General features: G+C 41.9%; 16 protein-coding genes. 6 read left to right on the top strand and 10 right to left on the bottom strand.

The window, feature by feature from the left end; genetic code table 11:
* Window positions 1-13: 13 nt before the first annotated feature.
* Window positions 14-1222 carry an AI-2E family transporter gene (locus tag IEY40_RS07560; RefSeq protein WP_229777045.1) on the bottom strand — a complete coding sequence of 403 codons (1209 nt, stop codon included), beginning with the start codon at window positions 1220-1222 and terminating at the stop codon, window positions 14-16.
* 154 nt (window positions 1223-1376) lie between these two features.
* Here IEY40_RS07560 and folX point away from each other — a divergent pair, with 154 nt between their 5' ends.
* Both folX and IEY40_RS07550 read left to right on the top strand, forming a co-directional pair.
* A complete protein-coding gene (gene folX, locus IEY40_RS07555; RefSeq protein WP_188954851.1) occupies window positions 1377-1745 on the top strand; it encodes a dihydroneopterin triphosphate 2'-epimerase in 369 nt (122 codons plus the stop codon).
* Between the two features lie 86 nt (window positions 1746-1831).
* On the top strand, window positions 1832-2722 hold the full coding sequence (locus IEY40_RS07550) for a TIGR01777 family oxidoreductase (protein WP_188954849.1): 891 nt from the start codon (window positions 1832-1834) through the stop codon (window positions 2720-2722).
* Window positions 2723-3520: 798 nt separating this feature from the next.
* On the opposite strand, the gene IEY40_RS07545 is transcribed toward IEY40_RS07550, so the two are convergent.
* Window positions 3521-4417, bottom strand: coding sequence for a LysR family transcriptional regulator (locus IEY40_RS07545; protein ID WP_188954847.1), 897 nt, complete (start codon window positions 4415-4417; stop codon window positions 3521-3523).
* Between the two features lie 110 nt (window positions 4418-4527).
* Entirely contained in the window at window positions 4528-5247 is a 720-nt protein-coding gene (locus tag IEY40_RS07540) for a pseudouridine synthase (protein WP_188955322.1), read from the bottom strand.
* Between the two features lie 119 nt (window positions 5248-5366).
* Between IEY40_RS07540 and IEY40_RS07535 the strand changes: the two genes are divergently transcribed.
* Complete coding sequence (locus tag IEY40_RS07535; RefSeq protein ID WP_188954845.1) at window positions 5367-5621, top strand: TIGR03643 family protein; 255 nt, start codon at window positions 5367-5369, stop codon at window positions 5619-5621.
* A gap of 99 nt (window positions 5622-5720) precedes the next feature.
* On the opposite strand, the gene IEY40_RS07530 is transcribed toward IEY40_RS07535, so the two are convergent.
* Complete coding sequence (locus IEY40_RS07530) at window positions 5721-8204, bottom strand: ABC transporter permease (RefSeq protein ID WP_188954843.1); 2484 nt, start codon at window positions 8202-8204, stop codon at window positions 5721-5723.
* The gene (locus IEY40_RS07525; protein ID WP_188954841.1) at window positions 8204-8953 is read right to left on the bottom strand and encodes an ABC transporter ATP-binding protein; all 750 of its coding nucleotides are present in this window, start codon (window positions 8951-8953) and stop codon (window positions 8204-8206) included. Before IEY40_RS07525 ends, IEY40_RS07530 begins: the two co-directional genes overlap by 1 nt.
* 61 nt (window positions 8954-9014) lie before the next feature.
* Between IEY40_RS07525 and IEY40_RS07520 the strand changes: the two genes are divergently transcribed.
* Both IEY40_RS07520 and IEY40_RS07515 read left to right on the top strand, forming a co-directional pair.
* Window positions 9015-9572: an arylesterase gene (locus tag IEY40_RS07520; RefSeq protein ID WP_188955320.1), complete on the top strand. Its 558-nt coding sequence runs from the start codon at window positions 9015-9017 to the stop codon at window positions 9570-9572.
* A gap of 159 nt (window positions 9573-9731) precedes the next feature.
* Window positions 9732-10802, top strand: a complete 1071-nt coding sequence (locus IEY40_RS07515) for a DUF3083 family protein (protein WP_188954840.1) — start codon at window positions 9732-9734, stop codon at window positions 10800-10802.
* A 75-nt stretch (window positions 10803-10877) separates the two neighbouring features.
* Here the strand turns inward: IEY40_RS07515 and sohB are convergent, their stop codons facing one another.
* Both sohB and IEY40_RS07505 read right to left on the bottom strand, forming a co-directional pair.
* On the bottom strand, window positions 10878-11888 hold the full coding sequence (sohB, locus tag IEY40_RS07510; protein WP_188954838.1) for a protease SohB: 1011 nt from the start codon (window positions 11886-11888) through the stop codon (window positions 10878-10880).
* Window positions 11889-12011: 123 nt separating this feature from the next.
* Complete coding sequence (locus IEY40_RS07505; protein WP_188954836.1) at window positions 12012-14501, bottom strand: VolA/Pla-1 family phospholipase; 2490 nt, start codon at window positions 14499-14501, stop codon at window positions 12012-12014.
* A 259-nt stretch (window positions 14502-14760) separates the two neighbouring features.
* Between IEY40_RS07505 and IEY40_RS07500 the strand changes: the two genes are divergently transcribed.
* Window positions 14761-15498: a YciK family oxidoreductase gene (locus IEY40_RS07500; protein WP_188954834.1), complete on the top strand. Its 738-nt coding sequence runs from the start codon at window positions 14761-14763 to the stop codon at window positions 15496-15498.
* A gap of 150 nt (window positions 15499-15648) precedes the next feature.
* Here IEY40_RS07500 and IEY40_RS07495 read toward each other — a convergent pair whose 3' ends face one another.
* The 3 genes from IEY40_RS07495 to IEY40_RS07485 all read right to left on the bottom strand — a co-directional run bounded on the left by IEY40_RS07495 (window position 15649) and on the right by IEY40_RS07485 (window position 18690).
* A complete protein-coding gene (locus IEY40_RS07495; RefSeq protein ID WP_188954832.1) occupies window positions 15649-15993 on the bottom strand; it encodes a ComEA family DNA-binding protein in 345 nt (114 codons plus the stop codon).
* Window positions 15994-16133: 140 nt separating this feature from the next.
* Window positions 16134-17225 carry a TIGR01620 family protein gene (locus IEY40_RS07490; protein ID WP_188954830.1) on the bottom strand — a complete coding sequence of 364 codons (1092 nt, stop codon included), beginning with the start codon at window positions 17223-17225 and terminating at the stop codon, window positions 16134-16136.
* A 22-nt stretch (window positions 17226-17247) separates the two neighbouring features.
* Entirely contained in the window at window positions 17248-18690 is a 1443-nt protein-coding gene (locus IEY40_RS07485; protein WP_188954828.1) for a YcjX family GTP-binding protein, read from the bottom strand.
* Between the last annotated feature and the right edge of the window lie 16 nt (window positions 18691-18706).

The following is an 18706-nucleotide window of genomic DNA, read 5'->3' as shown; positions in this document are numbered from 1 at the left end:
ATGAACCATCACACTATGATGGTTTAATTTGATCATCTTTAGCGCTAACAGCGTTAACATTCGCTTGATTTGTCGCCACATCGGTTACGGCTACTTTTTCACTATCAGTCGAACTCTGCACTGTACTGTCAATCGAGTGTTCAGTATTACTCGCCGCAGTTTTCTCAGTACTAAGTGGTTCATTAGTAATCTCTTCAACATCATCAGATAACAATATCGCTAACCAGCCACCAGACTGGCTTGATTCAAGACCAATTTTGACAATCATAGTCAAAGGTACTGACAACAGCATGCCGACCGAGCCAAGCAACCAGCCCCAAAAAATTAATGATAAAAAAACCACTAAGGTAGACAAACCTAAGCCGCGCCCCATAAAGCGCGGTTCAACTACGTTACCCATAACCATGTTGGTACCCACATATAACAACCCGGTAATGCCTGCAGCACCTGGGCCCATTTGAATAAAAGCCAACAAAACCGCGGGGATCGCAGCAATAATAGAACCAATATTAGGAATATAATTGAACAAGAACGCAATCACAGCCCACAGTAATGCGTAATCAACACCAATGATGCTCAAACCAATACCGATAACAGCTGCTGTGGCCAAACTTACTAAAGTTTTAATCACCATGTACTGATTAACAGAATGTAAAAACTTGTCTATTTGCTTTAAACGCATGTCAGGATCGTCTAGCGCTAAATGAAACTTTTTAGGCAATGATTGTGCTTCAAATAACATAAACACAATAGTCAAAATGATCAGGAACAAATTAGCCATCACATTACCGACACCCGACAGCATATTGGTGGTCATTGATAACGCCATACCGGGATCAAAATAATCGAGCACTTTTTGTTTAGATATCTGAATATTAAAAGTTTGTAGTTTTTCTATAATCCACGCAAACTGTTCAATTAATTGCTGGCGATATACTGGCATCTGCTTAGAGAATTCATTGATAGAACTGCCCACTAAACTCGCTAACCATAGCCCCATGAGTACGATAAACGCCATCAACAAAATAATTGATAACCATTTAGGTATCCGATATTTGGACAACAACACAATGGCTGGGTTACAAATCACCGCCAAAAATGCTGACAACACAAAAGGCACCACAATTGGGCTAGCAGTTTTAATGCCCGCTAAAATAATCACCACACACGCCATAACCACAAAGCTGCGCACGGCCATTGACGACTGTTGTATTCCCTTCATAGAGTAAAAAATCCTTATTGCTACTTATTAAAATAATTGATTATGCTAAGCTAAACCCAGTAACGTGTTGCTAATTAAGTTAAATTTTTATTTTTTACGCCTTAACATTGGCTATATTAGCAGCTAATCACATTTAGGGAATAACACACACAATATGAAACCAGAAACCGCTATTATACGCATTAAAAACCTACGCTTACGTACTTATATCGGCATTAAAGAAGACGAAATTAACAATCAACAAGATGTTATCGTCAATGTGGTTATTCATTATTGTGCCGACAAAGCCCGCAACAGTAACAATGTTGCCGATGCGTTGAATTATCGCACCATTACTAAAAAAATCATTGCCTTGATTGAAAATAATCGTTTTTCGTTATTAGAAAATCTCACAAACCAAACACTGGCCATTGCCAGCGAACATGATTGGGTTGAGTTTGCCAGTGTCGAAATAGACAAACCGCACGCTCTGCGTTTTGCCGATTCGGTGTCGATGGAATTGTGTTATCAAAAGCAGAAATAAACTCACATAGCGTGAGTAAGCGGATGATCATTTTGATGTAAAGTCTCGTATAAAAATTAAATGGCATATAACAAGTGGGAACGGATATGAAAATTCTAGTTACTGGAGCCACAGGCTTTGTAGGCCAACACTTAGTTGATTTGCTAGCACAACATCAGCTGGTTATTTTGAGCCGTAACATTGTCGCCGCTAAAGCAAAACTAGGCGAACAACACCAATACTGGTCAAGCCTGGCAGACAAAACCGACCTCAATGACATTGATGCAGTGATCAATTTAGCGGGTGAGCCTATTGTTGCTAAGCGTTGGTCAGCTAAACAAAAGCAGCTTATTTGCCATAGCAGATGGGATATTACCGCCGCTATAAGCCAACTTATCCGCAACAGCAGCAACCCGCCTCACACCTTTATTAGCGGCTCAGCAATCGGCTATTACGGTAGCCAAGGCACTACACCAGTTGATGAAAAAAGCGGATTTCACGCCGAATTTGGCCACGACATTTGCCAAAAATGGGAAGATCTAGCCCTGCAAGCACAATCACCTAAAACGCGCGTGTGCATTACTCGGATTGGCATTGTATTAGGTAAAAATGGCGGTGCGTTAGCCAAAATGTTACCACCATTTAAATTAGGGCTAGGCGGGCCAATTGGCAAAGGCGACCAAGGTATGAGCTGGGTACACATCAGCGACTTGGTGGGCTTAATTAACTATTTACTCGAGCACCCGCCTTTGCAAGGCGTGTTCAATGCCACTGCGCCAAATCCAGTCAGTAATAAAGTGTTTTCACAAACATTAGGCAAAGTGCTTAATCGCCCAGCCATTATCACCACGCCACCGTTAGCACTGAGATTGGCTATGGGTGAAATGTCACAGTTGCTTATCGAAGGCCAATTTGTACTGCCCACCAATGCGATCAAAGCAGGTTATGAGTTTAACTATACCGATATTGAAGCAGCACTCACCGATGTTGTGAGTTAAATGGGTTTTGGATTGAGAGTGTAGTGAGTAAAGAAATGCTGAAATACAGTTTTTTGTTATGATTTGTGCTTAGGAGCTAAGGTAACTTGCTGGCCACAGAAAAGTGCCAGATAGATAACTATGACATCAAATTTCGCGTTTTCTCAAACTGTTATTTACCTAATAAATAGTCACATCTTACCTATTAGGGCTATACACCTAACAAAAGTAAACTTGGGATAAGGACGCGGCTTCGCACTGCCTATCCTTACTAGTTATTTTTTGCTCTCCACTTTCCATATGTGTGTTTTGTACTCCACTTTCCAGAGATAATCATGACATAAACACCAATTGTAATTATACCAAACATTAATCCTATGAAAGGCGATGAACTCCCGACAAATATAGACATACTAAGTGAAGTGCCAAAACATAAGGTTAAAGCACTAAGCTGCGCCCGATTGAGTTTATGGTTTAATTTCATCTTGGACTCCTCATCCTTGAATTGACAGAGAATCTTAAACACATAACCAGTCTCTAGAATTACTCGTTTTAAGATTTGTTTTGATTAATGAACAAACAATATCTGAGTTTCTATTTTGATTCCATTATTTAGTGGTTCTAAGATTATTATTTAACATGCAGGTGTATTGTTGTTTTTAAAGGGAGTATAAAGCGGGTTTGGTCAGAGCTACTTGCACCAAGATATTAGTGGTCGTAGGCCATATTAAATACCCAATGAGACAAAAATGAGCCAATAATGCCCCCTCCGAACCCAATAGCCCTAAAAACACCTAAATAATAAAATCATAAACTGACTCAAACCAAGCTGTGAATAATATCGATGATCGGTTGGTAACGCTTTGCCAGCGGGCGGTGCTTTTTATTAATTAAAAATAATGGCTCACTGACCCCCTGCTTTGGCTCAGTTATACCTTCAAGCTTGGCTATGCATATTTGTGCTTGCTGGGCAAAACTGTCTACTGCAAATTGTGGCAACACGGCAAAGGCTAAGCCTTTTGCTACTGGCACGAGTATTTGATTCAGCTGGTTAACGTAACTTCTTATTGGCACCTGCTGGGACATGGCTTGTTTGTCATTAAAGTAATGGTTCACTATTTGTTGCCAATAATGCATACCATCTGGATGCGCTACCATGCCTAGTGCCATTAATTGTTCAAAGCTTATCGCGGAATTTTGATATTTTTTCGGCAGTACAATACATAGAGCTTGCTCTTTAAGTGGTGTGAGCTCTAACTCATCCATATGAACCGCTTGCGTAACAATACCTAGCTCAACTTGATTAACCAATACGCTGTCAATAATACGTTTATTGGGCGCAGCTTCCAGTGATATTTGTAATTGCTGGTGCGGCTGCTGATAATCAATTAAGTGCGGGTAGAGCAATAATGCCAACGAGCCGGAGCAAGCTATTCGACACTCTCCAACGTAAACATCATCGACAGCCAGTTGTGATAACAATTGTTGCTGCTGTTGCTGCCAAAGTAGAGCGTGTTTATGCAATTGAATACCAGCTTCGGTGAGCTCAAAGCGTTTGCCGACCCGATATAACAATGCCACACCAACTTGCTGTTCCAACTTTTTAATGTGTTGGCTTACCCCTGGCTGGGTCATAAACAGTTGTTCTGCCGTCTGAGTAAAATGCCCGACTTCAACTAACTTAATAAAGGTTGATAACCATTGCTGGTTTAACATGCCAAGCTCCAATCCTATTGATGTCGATAGCATAACAGCTTTGATAAATTGAGATTATCGATAAGTTTACTTTTGATAACAAAATATTGAAAACGAGTTTTATGTTGATGTTAGCCAAGGGCAGATCGGTCTTCGCTATTTGCCATGTAAAAAGAGCTGATCTCCTCTGCGGTTAAATAGCGCCACTGACCTTCAGGCACATCAAGGCTAACAGCCCCAATACTTTGTCGATGTAATGCAACCACTTTATTACCAACCGCGGCAAACATTCTCTTCACTTGATGAAACTTGCCTTCTGTGAGTGTTAGCAACACCTGCTGTGCTGAGATAATCGTTAATTTTGCGGGTAAAGTAAGCCCTTTTTCGCCCTGTAATAAAATCCCATTTGCAAAGCGCTCTGCCACATCCTCTTTAATTGGTTTTGCCAAATTAACTCGATAGGTTTTATGGCACAATTTTGCTGGAGAAGTAATATTAAATGTCCAGCGTCCATCATCGGTAATTAACACCAACCCCGTGGTATCTGCATCTAAGCGCCCAGCAATATGAAGCTCAGACTGGCGCTCAATATCGATCAATGAAAATAGCGACGGATGAACCCCGTCGACATTTGAACATAAAGTTTGCTGCGGTTTATTAAACAACAAATAACGAAAGGGACGCGTTACTAACGTTTGGCCCTGTAATTGAACCACATTATTTTCATGCACTTGAGTGGTCTCATCGGTAATGGTAACCCCATTGACCCATACTTTGGCTTGACGGATATACTCACTCACTTGTTGTTGAGTTAATTCGGTACTTTTACTGATAAAACGGTCAAGACGCATATTATAGGGATACTCAGGATAATTATTTAAAAATAAACCATTGTTAAATAGACCATGGTTAAACCAAGATAAGCTGGCTAACGTATGTACAGGCAAACCCAATAACAACATCATACGCAATGCTTTCAGTGCAAGATACCTCAAGAATTATTGAAATGGCGTGGGAAGACAGAACGCCATTTGAAGCCATTGAACACCTTTATGGCTTAAACGAATCCGCCGTAATCAAATTGATGCGCAGCAGCATGAAACCTGGCAGCTTTAAACTGTGGCGAGCACGTGTTACAGGCCGAAAAACCAAACACCTTAAGCTGCGACCAGAAGGAATTGATCGTGGTTATTGCCCAACGCAATATAAACCTCGATCTAAATAACCTGAACTCGGGCTAAAATGGCTTCAGTCCACTCAAATAAAAAAAGGAGATGACAATGCATCTCCCTTTTCATTCATTTACCTGTCATTTTGCTCAGTGTTAACCCGCTTTTAGCATGTCACTGCACGACTTATTTAATAGCTGCCTGCAACGCCACACACCAAGCGTAGATACAATTGCGGCACCAGCTACAGGCGCAATCCCCCACCATGGCCAATGCATATAAACCACCAGCTCAAACACCTGAGTTTTAAGCATGTACAAGGCAAACTCAGCCACAATGACCGCTAACAAGCCGGCAATAGCACCAAGTAATGCAAATTCAAACCCCGTTGATGCTCGCAGTAACCACCCCGATGCCCCAAAGGTGCGTAAAACGGCTAACTCACGTTGACGAGTTGCCATGCCAGCCTCTGTTTGAGCAATCAATACTAACGCACTGGCGAGTAACACCAAGGCCAAAACTAATGACAAAGACAAAGACACTTGCTCAATAATTTGCCTTAACTGCCCCACCATGGCGCCAACATCAATAATCGACACTGTCGGGAATTGCCTAATTAACTGCAACACCACTTGGTCAGCCGTTAATGTGCTGCCATCTGCTGCCAATAGTTGATCATTGAGATGAAAACTGGCCATTGAAGTATATGCAAAAGGCTCAAGTGCTTTTGGGGTAAATATCATATAAAAGTTAGGTTGTAAGGTTTCCCACTGCACCTGCCTAATACTGGCAACAGTGACCGATAAATCCTGGTTATCAATGCGATAAGTCAGTTTATCACCCAGTTTAAGCTCCAAACGCTCAGCGACACCAGATTCGACAGATACCTCATCGTCAGTTTGATTAAATTGCCCCTCGAGCAATTTGTTATTGGGCGGCAAGGTAGCGCGATAGGTTAAGTTTAACTCACGAGAAATCCCCACTCGCCCTTCCTGACCATCTTCTGATTGGCGGCGAGAAATTAACTCTTCATCATTGATGTGGGTTAAACGTCCACGCACAACCGGATAAATATCGGTAGCTTTAATATGATTAAGCGTTAAAAAGTCATCGAGTGGTTTGCTGTCTTCAGGGGCAATGTTCACCAAAAAGTAATTAGGCGCATTTTCAGGTAACTGCTTTTGCCATTCGTTAAGCAAATCTTGCCTTAAGGCCAAAATGGTTAATAGCAATACCAGAGCACTGCTAAACCCCACCAATTGCACGGCATTTTGACGAGCACGGCGACGTAATCCAGCCAAAGCAAGTTGCAATGGATTAGTGGTTCTCATGCCGATACCATGGCCTAGACGGATCATCACAAAACCTAAAATACTGAGCAATACCCCAAGCAGCATGACCGCAAGCACAACAGTCATTGTGAGTGCGAGACTTCTTGAGTACAAATACCCTAACAAAGCCATCGCCGCTAAACTTAATAACAAATGCAACCACATTCCGAGCTGTAAGCCCTCAAGCTGGCGTTGCAGCACACGCAGTGGCGGAATCGCTAACAAACGCATTAACGGATAAGCAGAAAACATAAACGCGCTGATTAAGCCGGTACTGACACCGAGTAATACCGGGCGTAAGTATGGTGGCGAGTAGGCTGCTATTTCGGGCGGCAAAAATGCCGTAATACCGATATCGAGTAATAGGCCACCTATTAGACCAAGCGCAATGCCCAGTAATGTCACTAACGATAAATGTAAACCAAATAACACACGGATCTGTTTACCCGACGCACCAAAGGTTTTCAGCATCGCCACCACATCATAATGGCGCTGACAATAGCGCTGCGCAGCAATTCCAATGGCGGCACATGCGAGTGCAATCCCTAACAAACTGGCTAGCAATAAAAAACGCTCTGCGCGTTGTACCGCTGATGCAATAGGAGAATCGCCCGACTGCACATCTACCCAACGCTGGCTGTTATTGAGCAGCGGTTTAGCTTGTAGCTCAAAGTCGGCCAATTGCTGTACATTACCGGTAAACTGATACAGGTAAGTCACTCGGCTGCCAGGTTGAATAATGCCCGTCGCAGCAACATCATTTAAATGAATAAGTAACACAGGTGATGAAGCAAATGGATTAAAACCGGCATCCGGTAAACGGCTGATTTCTTCAGTTAGTAATAACTCACTGTTGCCTAACTCAATACTTTTTGGATAACCGAGTAAGCCGCCTAAACGATTCTCATACCAAGCTTGGCCAGTTTTAGGCAATGCGCGCGTAATACCATTGCTAAGTTCGATATCGCCTTTGAGTGGATAACCATCACCCACCGCTTTAACTGTGACTAACTGAAACTTATCACCCGAATATACCATTGAGTTAAACTGCATATTGGTGACATGAGCAAGGCCAATGTCATCTGCAATCGTCAACACTTTAGGGTCTAATTCAACAGGTGTGTCAATAATACGATCGGCAGCGATAAAGTTAGCTGCCTCACCATTTATGGCAACTTGTAAACGCTCGCTAACCCGAGCAAGCCCGGTAACAGAGAGCACAGCTAAGGTAATGGCTAATACAATCAGTACCAGCTGACCTTGAGCAAGCTCGCGTTTAAATAACCGCCAAGCAATACGCCACTCCATTAGCTTACCTCCGCGACTTTACCGTCAGCTGCTTGTGTTGTATTGCTCTGATTGGCCGCGGGTTCAGACAAATGACCATTTTCCATGACAAGCTGTCTTGCACAACGCTGGGCAAGGTGCAAATCATGAGTAACCAGCACTAAAGTTGTGTCACTTTCCTGGTTTAGGGCAAATAGCATGTCGGCAATTTTGTCGCCATTTACGCTGTCTAAATTTCCAGTGGGTTCGTCGGCAAATAACACTTTAGGTTCACAAATGAATGCTCTGGCAATTGCAACACGTTGCTGCTCACCACCAGACAATTGTTTAGGTAAATGATTTAATCTATGTGATAAGCCAACACGCTCAAGCATCGCTTGGGCTTTTTGTTTAGCATCTTTAACGCCTGCGAGCTCTGCAGGCAACATGACGTTTTCTAACGCTGTTAAGGTGTCGACCAGCATAAAGGATTGAAAAATAAAGCTGACTTTTTGCTTACGCAGGGCCGCTTTTTGTTCTTCGTTTAATCCTGATAATGCCACGCCATCAAGGACAATCTCACCCGTAGTAGGTGTGTCTAATGCAGCTAACAATCCAAGTAAGGTTGATTTACCAGAACCTGATGGTCCAAGAATAGCAATGCTGTCACCTTGCTTGACTTCTATATTAATGCCGTTGAGGATAGTCAACTCTCCCTCTTGGGTCACTACAGTTTTATTAAGGTTAGTTACAGTTATGGCACTGGTATTTCGAACGATATTATTAGACATACAATCCTTCTTATTTTTGTCGCTTAAACGCATGTTAGCTACTGCATTTACGCTAATGTTAATGTGCGCGCCCACCTATGCTGCCACGGTTTTGATACTAGGTGATAGCTTAAGTGCAGGCTATGGCATGCCAGAAAATCAAGGTTGGGTACAATTGTTGCGAAACGAACTACCTCAACATGACATAGTTAATGGTTCAGTTAGTGGCGAAACAACTGCAGGGGGACTGCGTAGACTCCCTAGTTTACTGGATTCTAGCCAACCTGACATTGTTGTTATTGAGCTTGGAGGTAACGATGGTCTGCGCGGATTTCCGCCAAACCAATTGAAATCAAATCTTACAAAAATCATCAACCAATCTCAGGAACATGGCGCCAAAGTGTTGCTTACCGAAATCATGGTGCCACCAAATTACGGGCCTCGCTACACAAAAATGTTCACTGATGTTTACCATCAATTGGCCGACGAATTTTCGATCAGCCTAGTCCCCTTTTTTATGCAGGATATCGCCGCAGATAAAAGCTTGATGCAACGTGATGGTATTCACCCCAACGAACAGGCTCAAGATAAAATTACGCAATGGATGCTGCCTTGGATCACTGCAGCGATAGATAAATAACTATTTAAATTTTATGAGTTTAATAGCAAATGTTAAAAAGTTTTGCATAAAGTGAACGAAAGTCATTTTATTTTCAGATTCAATGTTTAAAATGGATGCTCAGCAAGCAATTAAATAACGATAAACTTTAGACAACACTAGACAATTTAAGGAAATACCATGTCCGTCAGTCGTCAAAAAAAAGTATATTTACCTAGTGCGACCCGTAAAAACCAATACATCACTATCGGATTCCCATTAACCGACGAATACCTTAATACATACAGCAGCTTAGAAACTTGTTACGATGAATTCAGTAAATTAGTATACCAACTCGCTGAAAAACAAGAGCTGTATAATGTGCATGTTGTTACCACAGATAAATTACCTATGGTGCGCTTTCACAGTGAAGCTTACTGTTTAAGTTCAAACGAGCAACTGCGTTTCTTTTATAATCCAGCCCATCATGAAGCTAACCGCCTACATAGCACTCCGGGATTTAGAGCGCGTAAATTACGTATTGTATTTTTAGCTACAGGTGATGACTTACGCAGCAATGCAGCAAGTTTTCACACTAAAATTCAGCACTTTATTGCCGAACTAAAACCACTGTTACCAGTAAAAGATGTGCCGATTAAAATTCGCGATCACCAGCATATCTCTTATGACTTTTTTGCTAAAGCAAAAGGTCTTAAAGAAACATATGGTTATAAATTGCGCGCGGTAGACAGTCGCTATCAGCGCCGTCACTGTGAATTGCCTGAAAACGTTAGTACGTTGAACTACGTTACGATTAACATTCCTGTCGATCGCCGCATTAAAAAACAATTATTAGCTAATGATACTGTCGATTTTGGTGCTATTTACCAAACGGTTTATGACAAGTTTATTCAGGCAACTCAGAGTAAGCAGTTAAAGCGCGTGGCTATGGTTGCTAATGGCAAATTACCACTAGTACGTAACAGTAAATACGAGCAACTCACCAGTACCGATGAATTTCAAATGATTGGTTTTGATCCTCATGCCCAATCACCAGAACCGATTGGCCACTGGGACAGCAATAAGCTCGTCGATGTGTTCCGTTTTGTGATTGTTGCAGGTAAGAGTGACGAGACCGACGAAGGTTATGGTCGCTTTATGAATCAAGTAGAAGATGCATTGCGCATGTTTACTCAAGAATTTGATATTGATAAAGAGCATGTTGATGTGATTTTACGCTTCCACCAGCACATCAGTTATAAAGCTCAGTAATGATGTCATCATTATAATGCTTACCAAAATAAAAACGACAGCCTAGGCTGTCGTTTTTATTAGTCTAAACTAGTATTACACCGATTGATTGCGTTCAACCAGTTTGTTCATCACGGCATTAACCGACAACGAAGCTCCATGGGCAATTTTATCTGCCAACTTTTTCTTCATCTGATATCGAATTTTAATCACTTGGTGGGTTTTCACTAAGTTTAAAATAACATCATCACTAGTCGAAATTTCATCAATTAAACCGAGATCAATCGCTTGTTGGCCATACCAATGCTCGCCGGTAGCCACCTTAGCGATGTCCATTTCTGGACGGTAGCGACCAACGAACTCTTTAAATAATACGTGAGTCTCTTCAAGCTCTTGTTGAAACTTAGCCCGGCCTTCATCGGTATTTTCGCCAAAGATGGTTAAGGTACGCTTAAAATCACCCGCGGTATGTTGTTCGTAATCTATATCATGCTTTTTAAGTAAACGGTTAAAGTTCGGCACCTGTGCCACTACACCAATTGAGCCAACAATGGCAAAGGGAGCCGCATACACTTTATTAGCCACACACGCCATCATGTAGCCACCGCTAGCAGCGACTTTATCGATACAAATAGATAAGGGGATGTTGGCTTGACGTAAACGGTCTAATTGGCTTGATGCGAGGCCATAACCATGGACCATGCCGCCGCCACTTTCAACATTCACCAGGACTTCATCATCTTTATCAGCAATGGTTAAAATAGCCGTGACTTCTTCACGCAATGAAGCGACTTCACCAGCATCGATACTGCCTTTAAAATCAATAACAAAGACTTTCCCCTTGGTGACATCGGATTTTTCAGCCGCTTTTTCATCTGCCTTAACCTGTTTTTCATAGGCTTTAAATTGCTTTTTAGACAGCAACTCTTCTTTCAACTGGTGTTTAAGTTGCAATAGCTCATCTGAAATATCGGTCAGGCGTAGCTCACCTTTGTCAGCTTTATGTTTAATGCCACTGGCTAACACCAACACCACTACCGCCATTATTGCTATCACAATCGTCACGGCTTTAGCTAAAAATAAGCCGTATTCATATAAAAATTCCAAATTTCGCTCCATATAGGAAAAAACAATCTACCGATATTTTATCAGTAATTATCGATAAATAGAGAATAAAAAACCCAGCTAATTGCTGGGTTTTAAGTCAAAACGAAGACTAATTAGTAAGTATTAGTTACAACTTTTAATTACATCGCTATTTGATACCACAATTGTGGCTTGTCCAGCGCCAGCACTTTTTGCAAAGCCTGCAACCTGAGCTTGCATTTCTGCGGTCGCTGCAGCAGCCATTCCATCTGTAACACCAGCAACTTCACTAGGACTTACAATTGAACTGTGATGCCCTTTAGAGAAACGCACAGCACCAGAACCAGGCATGGTTGCATCAACACAATCTAAACCCATTGCGGAAATTAACGGCTCAGTTCCAGACAGAGGGAAATTAGCAACACTGTTAGGCAAGGTTTGGTCAGACAAGTTATCAGCACCATCACCCGCGATTTCGATTAGATGCACCGGAACTTCTGTCGCAGCTAACATCCCCGCATGGTTTAATGGGTCTGCAGAATCTACAGCTGTTTGTACAGCTAGAGCAAATGATGGGATAAATCCAGCATAAACAGCCTGCACTAATGCCTCGTACTCAGCAGTGCCTTCTTCATAACCTGCCGTATTAGCCGCAGTTAATAGTGCAGCAAAAGTGCTAGATGCAGTGACGTTAGCAAACAATTGTGGACCAAACGCTGCTGAACCCGCAAATGAACCCGCTAAACCACCCGCTGGAGCAACTAATGAAGCTGCATTAATGGCGTAAGGGTTACCTAAATACGTGCCCGTAGATGGATCTGTTAACCCAGTACTTGCATAAGTCGAGAAGGTTGTACCTACAATGCCGCCCAAGCTTAAACCTTGAGCACTGATTTTCGATACATCGAACACTTGTGGCTGGTTAGCCGCAGCTAATTGCCCTGCCATACCCTCTAATAATAAACGCAATGCTAAATGGTCTAGCGTAGCTTGGCGGAAATTATCACGAACCGTTAAGGTACTTGCGATGTTAACAAACACTAATGGGTCACCATTAGTAAATGCATCCGGCTTGCCAATTAAATTACCAAATGCAGGTGCTGTTGCCGACATTTCATAAACGCCATCACCATTGATATCATACGAACGCTCACCATGCAGTGGCATATCGATTGAAATGGTGGCAATACCTGCCGCTGCGTATGTACCTGCGTAAGCTAGGTTCATTTCTTTACCGCCGCCTAAACCATGCATAGTAATGGTCGTTGGCCAACCACTTGTTGGAGGAACAAATGTGCCACCTTGAGCGGCTGTAAATGCTGCAAGCTTAGTTGCATTTGGTATCGTAATTTGCACAGGGATTGTTTCATATCCCTTAATTGCTGGGATAGGATTTAAACGAGTTAAATGCTTTGACGTATCTGCTGCGGTGCCATCATCTAATTTCCACTGTTTACCGGCTAATAGGGCTGGGTTAGCTAATGCAGCTTGTGCATCAACACCTTGCTCAGAAGCTTGAGTGAAAAAGTTAGTTTGACTTAGCGTGCCAGCTTGTAACGCCAATAACACAGATACAGGGCTGTCTCCCTGAGCAAACCAGCGACCATTCGGTGCTGTCGGTGCACCGTCAACAACTGGAATAACACAACTAGCTGACGAACAGTTTCCATAAAATGGTACTGTAATTTCAGCCGTATACACATCAGCCATATCAGCTAATACATAAGCAACACCACTTGCTGAAGTTAATCCTAAGGCATTCGCGGCAGTATAACCAGCAGGGGCTGGCGTTTGAGTAAAAGAGGGTTTATATGGATCGCTTGATGCCATTAACAGCTTAGCTGTCTCATAAACATTAGCAACCGACTGAGTGGTAAATAAGCCTGAGAAGATAATGTTTTCAGAGTCAACGCCATGCTCAGCGGCTACCCCTTTTTCATAGCTATTGACTAAGCCTTGTAATTGCAATTGAGCAGCGGTTTCTAACGGCTTAGTGTCAATGTCTAACTTAAGTAGGTTATATGTTGAAGAAGGTGCAATGCTACGACCTAAAGAGTCTTGAATTAAGTCCGTAGCCACATATAAATACGATTGGATAGGTTTTAGAGGCTTAAGTGGCACAATAACCACACTGCTACCTGACGCTTTGGTAACAAAATCAACACCAAATGTTAATTCTTCACCTACTTTACAAGCAGATACAGATGCTTGTGAAGTACATTCAGGATCGGTAGAGAGTGAACCACCAACAGTGGCTTCAAAAACGCGAACAGCACCTGGCTGAAATACCGATGCTGCATCAATGGTAAGTGCATTACCCTGTAGGTCGTTTGCTAGCTCCATAGTTATTGAAATTGGTGAGCTAGTTGACCATCCATCTAGTGCACCTAGTGCAATTGAAGGATTAGTGTAATCGACACCGGTTTCACCCGGAATAGACAAGGTACCATCTGTAGTACCGCTAAACAGTAAATCGTTTGGTAGAGGCAGCTTTCCATTAGCTGGATCAAACTGAACGTATGACAAAGGCACCAATGGCTCAGCTTTTTCTTTTGCTTCGTTAAAACTATCACCACCACATGCCGTCAAACCAAGAGCAGATGTTATTGCAACACCCAAAATGAGTCTTTTCATCTTTTTTCCCCAAATCTTGTTTTAATAATTTTGTTTTCCCCAAGAATTGGTCACAATAGGCCTATCATGCGACCAAAAGGACTTATGTTAGTCCTTAACTATTCTCAAGTTAACGCAAAATTATAGAGTTAGCTACAAGTTTGTTACATACAAATGACCTATTCGCATACAATTATCAATCATTTGTTTCAAACGGTCGTTTATTTTTTATTCGGTTCTAGATTTGACGGGCGATTGCGCTAAGAGGAATTAATTAATCATGTTGGAATATCAAGCTGCAAAAGATTTACTTAATAATAAAACTATCTTGGTAACTGGCGCTGGAGACGGTATCGGTCAGGCTGCCGCGATTGAATTTGCTAAGCATGGCGCGACCGTTATTTTATTGGGTAAAACAGTTAAAAAACTTGAAAAAGTGTATGACGAAATTGTCAATGCTGGTTATCCAACACCTGCAATTGTGCCGCTTGACTTAAAAGGGGCAACAGAACAGAACTATATCGACATGGCTGAGACCATTGCAGAACAATTTGGCCACTTAGATGGGCTATTACACAATGCTTCACAACTGGGTGCGTTAGGCCCATTTGAACACATTGATCTAACCTCTTTAGAGACCATAATGAAAGTCAATGTAACGGCTCAAGCAATTATGACTAAAGCCTTGTTGCCGATTATGCGTAAAGCGCCACATGCATCAATCATCTTCACCTCTAGCAGTGTTGGCCGCAAAGGACGTGCTTACTGGGGGCCTTATGCTTTCTCTAAGTTTGCGACCGAAGGCATGATGCAAGTTCTCGCTGATGAATGTGATGAAACACATGTTCGAGTCAACACAATTAACCCTGGTGCAACACGCACTGAAATGCGCGCTAAAGCATATCCTGCAGAAGATCCACAGACATTAAAAACAGCCCTGCAGATTATGCCTACTTACTTATTTTTAATGGGTGATGAATCAATCGGTACTAACGGCCAAGCATTGAATGCGCAATAACAAGTCCGTAGCAGTTAATCTACTCAACAAAATTAGCTGTGCTCAACTAACAACACCCAAATAGAACGGTAAATTCGTTAGACAAAAAAACGGAAGCCAAGGCTTCCGTTTTTATTGCAATCAGTCTTTTATAATCTCACATCAGCTAACTTAAAAACTGATATTTTTGGCATTTTGACCGACTAACTTATCGCCCACACCTTTTACCATAGTCAATTGTTGTAAATTTTTGAACTTACCATTTTTACTCCGATAATCGACAATAGCTTGAGCCTTCGCTTGACCTATGCCTTTAAGCGATTGTAGCTCGACAACACTGGCTTTATTTACATTAACATTCTGTAATTTAGCGGTGTTTTCGTCGACGGTCTTGGTTACTTTTTTGGATGTTTCAGCGGTAACTTTCGTTTTGGCTGAGTCGGCGGCAAAAGATGAGGTGCTGAAAAAACAACATAAGCACATAAATACCGCGGTTAATGTCAATGATGACTTCATTAGAGTCTCCTTGTTTCCTTATTTTGCTGGCATGTTCCTTACTCCTTAAGCCAGCGCGAAGATTCAGAACGCTATGCTGTTTCTAAATCGACACTAACTGTAGTCAACAACGAGAAGTTGTACACAAAAAACACAATTCGCTATGCCTTATTATTGACCGATTCTGCGGTTTTGGCTTTTGTTTTAGTCATCATCGACGAGGTGAACTGGCTTAACTCACCCAATAAATGTTGGTGTACTTGAGTCAGTTTGGGCTTATTTTTAGCTTTAAAGGCAATAGGACGACATAAGCTCATTGCTTGGTAGCCTAATCTTGCTGTCAGCAGACCACCACCCAGCCCTTGCGCTATTCGAGTAGATAATTTACCGGTCATTTCGACCGATAATAATTGCGTACCAAGATCGGTAATAACTTCAGTGCTGCCCGCGTAAATAACATTGATAATGATGCTACGAATAAGTTTAATTCGGCTCCAATAACCTAATTCAATACCATAAATAGCAGCCACTTCATTAATCATCTTTTGATTACGCAACAAAATGATGGCCATATCTAATGCGGCCAACGGACTTGCAGCAAGTAATAATGCCGATTCTGCAGCGAATCGATTAACTCTTTTTTTCGCTAATAAATCACGTTCACTAAGGACTATTTGATCAAACAGCATGACAATCTCTGCATCATTATGCTCTTTATTACTGACCTTAATATAATGCTGCTTTGCCTGTGTATTAGGATATTTTGCTAAGATAGGTGAAATAAATCTATTAGCCTCACCCATTTGCATACTTTGCGATAATCGTTCTGCAATAGCCTGGTGATCGGCTACTTTTTTAAGATTAACCAATTTACGCCATTCTTTTATCACTCCTACACCAGCCCATAAACTCACAATGGCCAAAACAGCAGCATAAAAACCAAATAACCATGGGCTTTGATTAAATGACTCCAATAAGCCTAATACTGTTTGCACAACGGCTAACAAAGCCACACTGATAAGCGACAGTATCGCTAACCTAGACCAGCGTTTAGGTTTACTGGGTGCAATGCTGTCAGAAATAGATTCAGGTAATTCATCCAGAACCTGTTCGCACACAAACTCAACGTCATTGAATGATTGCGTTGGTTTGATAGGTTCAGCACTTTTGCTTGCCTCTGCGTCGTTGATAAGATCGACGTCATCGAAGACTTGTGATTTTTTAAGTCCTGAAATGTTATTTGTCTGATTCATAAAGATACTCACACTCATGCAACTAGGTTAACTTGTCGCCTAATAGAAACTCTAAAAGATGATCTAGACGAATATGCTCAAACGTAGGATGAGTTTCATTTAAATGGCTAATATTCGGAGGTAAAAAGGCGTTAAAGTTAAACCCCTGTTGCTGCCAAAACGAGGCATCGGGCAAAGTTATTGGGACATCGCCCGGATAAACCGTTATTTGTTTACCGTCTAAACCTGTCCCTTTGACAACTTCTTGTTGGCCATTTCCGGTATTAACCATCCCATGCTGAGTTGCCTTAATGGCACTGATGGCCATGGTTTCAACTTCGCTGCCTTCAAAATTGGCGTAATGCTGGCTTTGTTGCAACATTGCAGTGAGCAAACTAAGGACATGACTTTGTTGGTCTCTCGTCACCCGGTCGACTTGGCTTGCGGCAAATAATACTTTATCAATGCGGGGTGAGAACAAGCGCTTAATCAAACTTGATTGCCCAAACTGAAAGCTTTCCATAATACTGTTTAGCGCTCGGCCCATGTCATTAAACTGAGCTTGGCCATGGTTTAACGCATTTAAACAATCCACCAGCACTAATTGACGATCAAAACGTGAAAAATAATCGCGATAAAAAGGCTTAACCACCTGCGAGACATATTGTTCATAACGACGCTTTAACACATGATAATTAGAGTCATTTGGGCTTAAAGCCAATTCAGAATGATTCAAAGGGCTAAGAGACAACAAAGGAAAAAATGCCAATAATGGTGTGTTCTCATACTCGCCAGGTAATAACATCCGACCGGGTTGAGCGTGATAAAAACCTTGCTCACGAACTAAATCAACTAACAACGTTTGATAAATATCTGCAACGTATTTAAGTTGTTGCTCATCGGCGACTTCAACTAAGTCCAACTTGCTCACGGCCTGGGTAAAGTCAGCATAATAAGGAGAGTGACTCAAACAGGCTATATTTTGCTGTTGTGATAAACACCAATGGGTAAAATCATGCTTTAACATAGGTAAGTCGAGTAACCATTCACCGGGGTAATCAACTATATCGACATATAATGTGGCGGTATCGGTTAATTTTGCCAATATGCCTTGCTGAGGTTGGTACTTTATGGCCAAGCGTAATTCAGTAATCGTTCGCGTTGATGCCGGCCAACGTGGCGGAGATGAGTTTAATGCATTCATTGAGCCTTGATAGTCAAAGCTAGCAATGTCTAAGTCTGGCTGCATTGCACGTTGCACGCCAATTAATCGCTCATCTCTAGCAACTTGCCATAAAGGTAACGGGTTATGTTTATTGCCTTTACCTGCATGCAGTAACTGATTTACCAGACCACTGATAAATGCCGTTTTACCTGCACCAGACAAGCCAGTAACAGCAAGCCTAACATGACGGTCGGTACTGCGGTTTACGAGAGATTGTGCTGTTTGGGTGACTTTGAATAAGGAACGATCTAAAAAGTTCATGGTAGTTGACAGCTCC

This window comes from Shewanella ulleungensis (assembly GCF_014648315.1).
Classification (GTDB): Bacteria; Pseudomonadota; Gammaproteobacteria; order Enterobacterales; family Shewanellaceae; genus Shewanella; species Shewanella ulleungensis.
Note: the sequence above shows the minus strand (reverse complement) of the source record. Positions and strands in the feature narration are given on the sequence as shown.

Coding starts and splice junctions, on each gene's coding strand:
- IEY40_RS07525 (WP_188954841.1), bottom strand. CDS start 8,953: ATGTCTAATAATATCGTTCGAAATACCAGTGCCATAACTGTAACTAAC.
- IEY40_RS07530 (WP_188954843.1), bottom strand. CDS start 8,204: ATGGAGTGGCGTATTGCTTGGCGGTTATTTAAACGCGAGCTTGCTCAA.
- IEY40_RS07485 (WP_188954828.1), bottom strand. CDS start 18,690: ATGAACTTTTTAGATCGTTCCTTATTCAAAGTCACCCAAACAGCACAA.
- IEY40_RS07545 (WP_188954847.1), bottom strand. CDS start 4,417: ATGTTAAACCAGCAATGGTTATCAACCTTTATTAAGTTAGTTGAAGTC.
- IEY40_RS07535 (WP_188954845.1), top strand. CDS start 5,367: ATGCTTTCAGTGCAAGATACCTCAAGAATTATTGAAATGGCGTGGGAA.
- IEY40_RS07505 (WP_188954836.1), bottom strand. CDS start 14,501: ATGAAAAGACTCATTTTGGGTGTTGCAATAACATCTGCTCTTGGTTTG.
- IEY40_RS07515 (WP_188954840.1), top strand. CDS start 9,732: ATGTCCGTCAGTCGTCAAAAAAAAGTATATTTACCTAGTGCGACCCGT.
- IEY40_RS07520 (WP_188955320.1), top strand. CDS start 9,015: ATGTGCGCGCCCACCTATGCTGCCACGGTTTTGATACTAGGTGATAGC.
- IEY40_RS07495 (WP_188954832.1), bottom strand. CDS start 15,993: ATGAAGTCATCATTGACATTAACCGCGGTATTTATGTGCTTATGTTGT.
- folX (WP_188954851.1), top strand. CDS start 1,377: ATGAAACCAGAAACCGCTATTATACGCATTAAAAACCTACGCTTACGT.
- IEY40_RS07550 (WP_188954849.1), top strand. CDS start 1,832: ATGAAAATTCTAGTTACTGGAGCCACAGGCTTTGTAGGCCAACACTTA.
- IEY40_RS07560 (WP_229777045.1), bottom strand. CDS start 1,222: ATGAAGGGAATACAACAGTCGTCAATGGCCGTGCGCAGCTTTGTGGTT.
- IEY40_RS07490 (WP_188954830.1), bottom strand. CDS start 17,225: ATGAATCAGACAAATAACATTTCAGGACTTAAAAAATCACAAGTCTTC.
- IEY40_RS07500 (WP_188954834.1), top strand. CDS start 14,761: ATGTTGGAATATCAAGCTGCAAAAGATTTACTTAATAATAAAACTATC.
- IEY40_RS07540 (WP_188955322.1), bottom strand. CDS start 5,247: ATGCGTCTTGACCGTTTTATCAGTAAAAGTACCGAATTAACTCAACAA.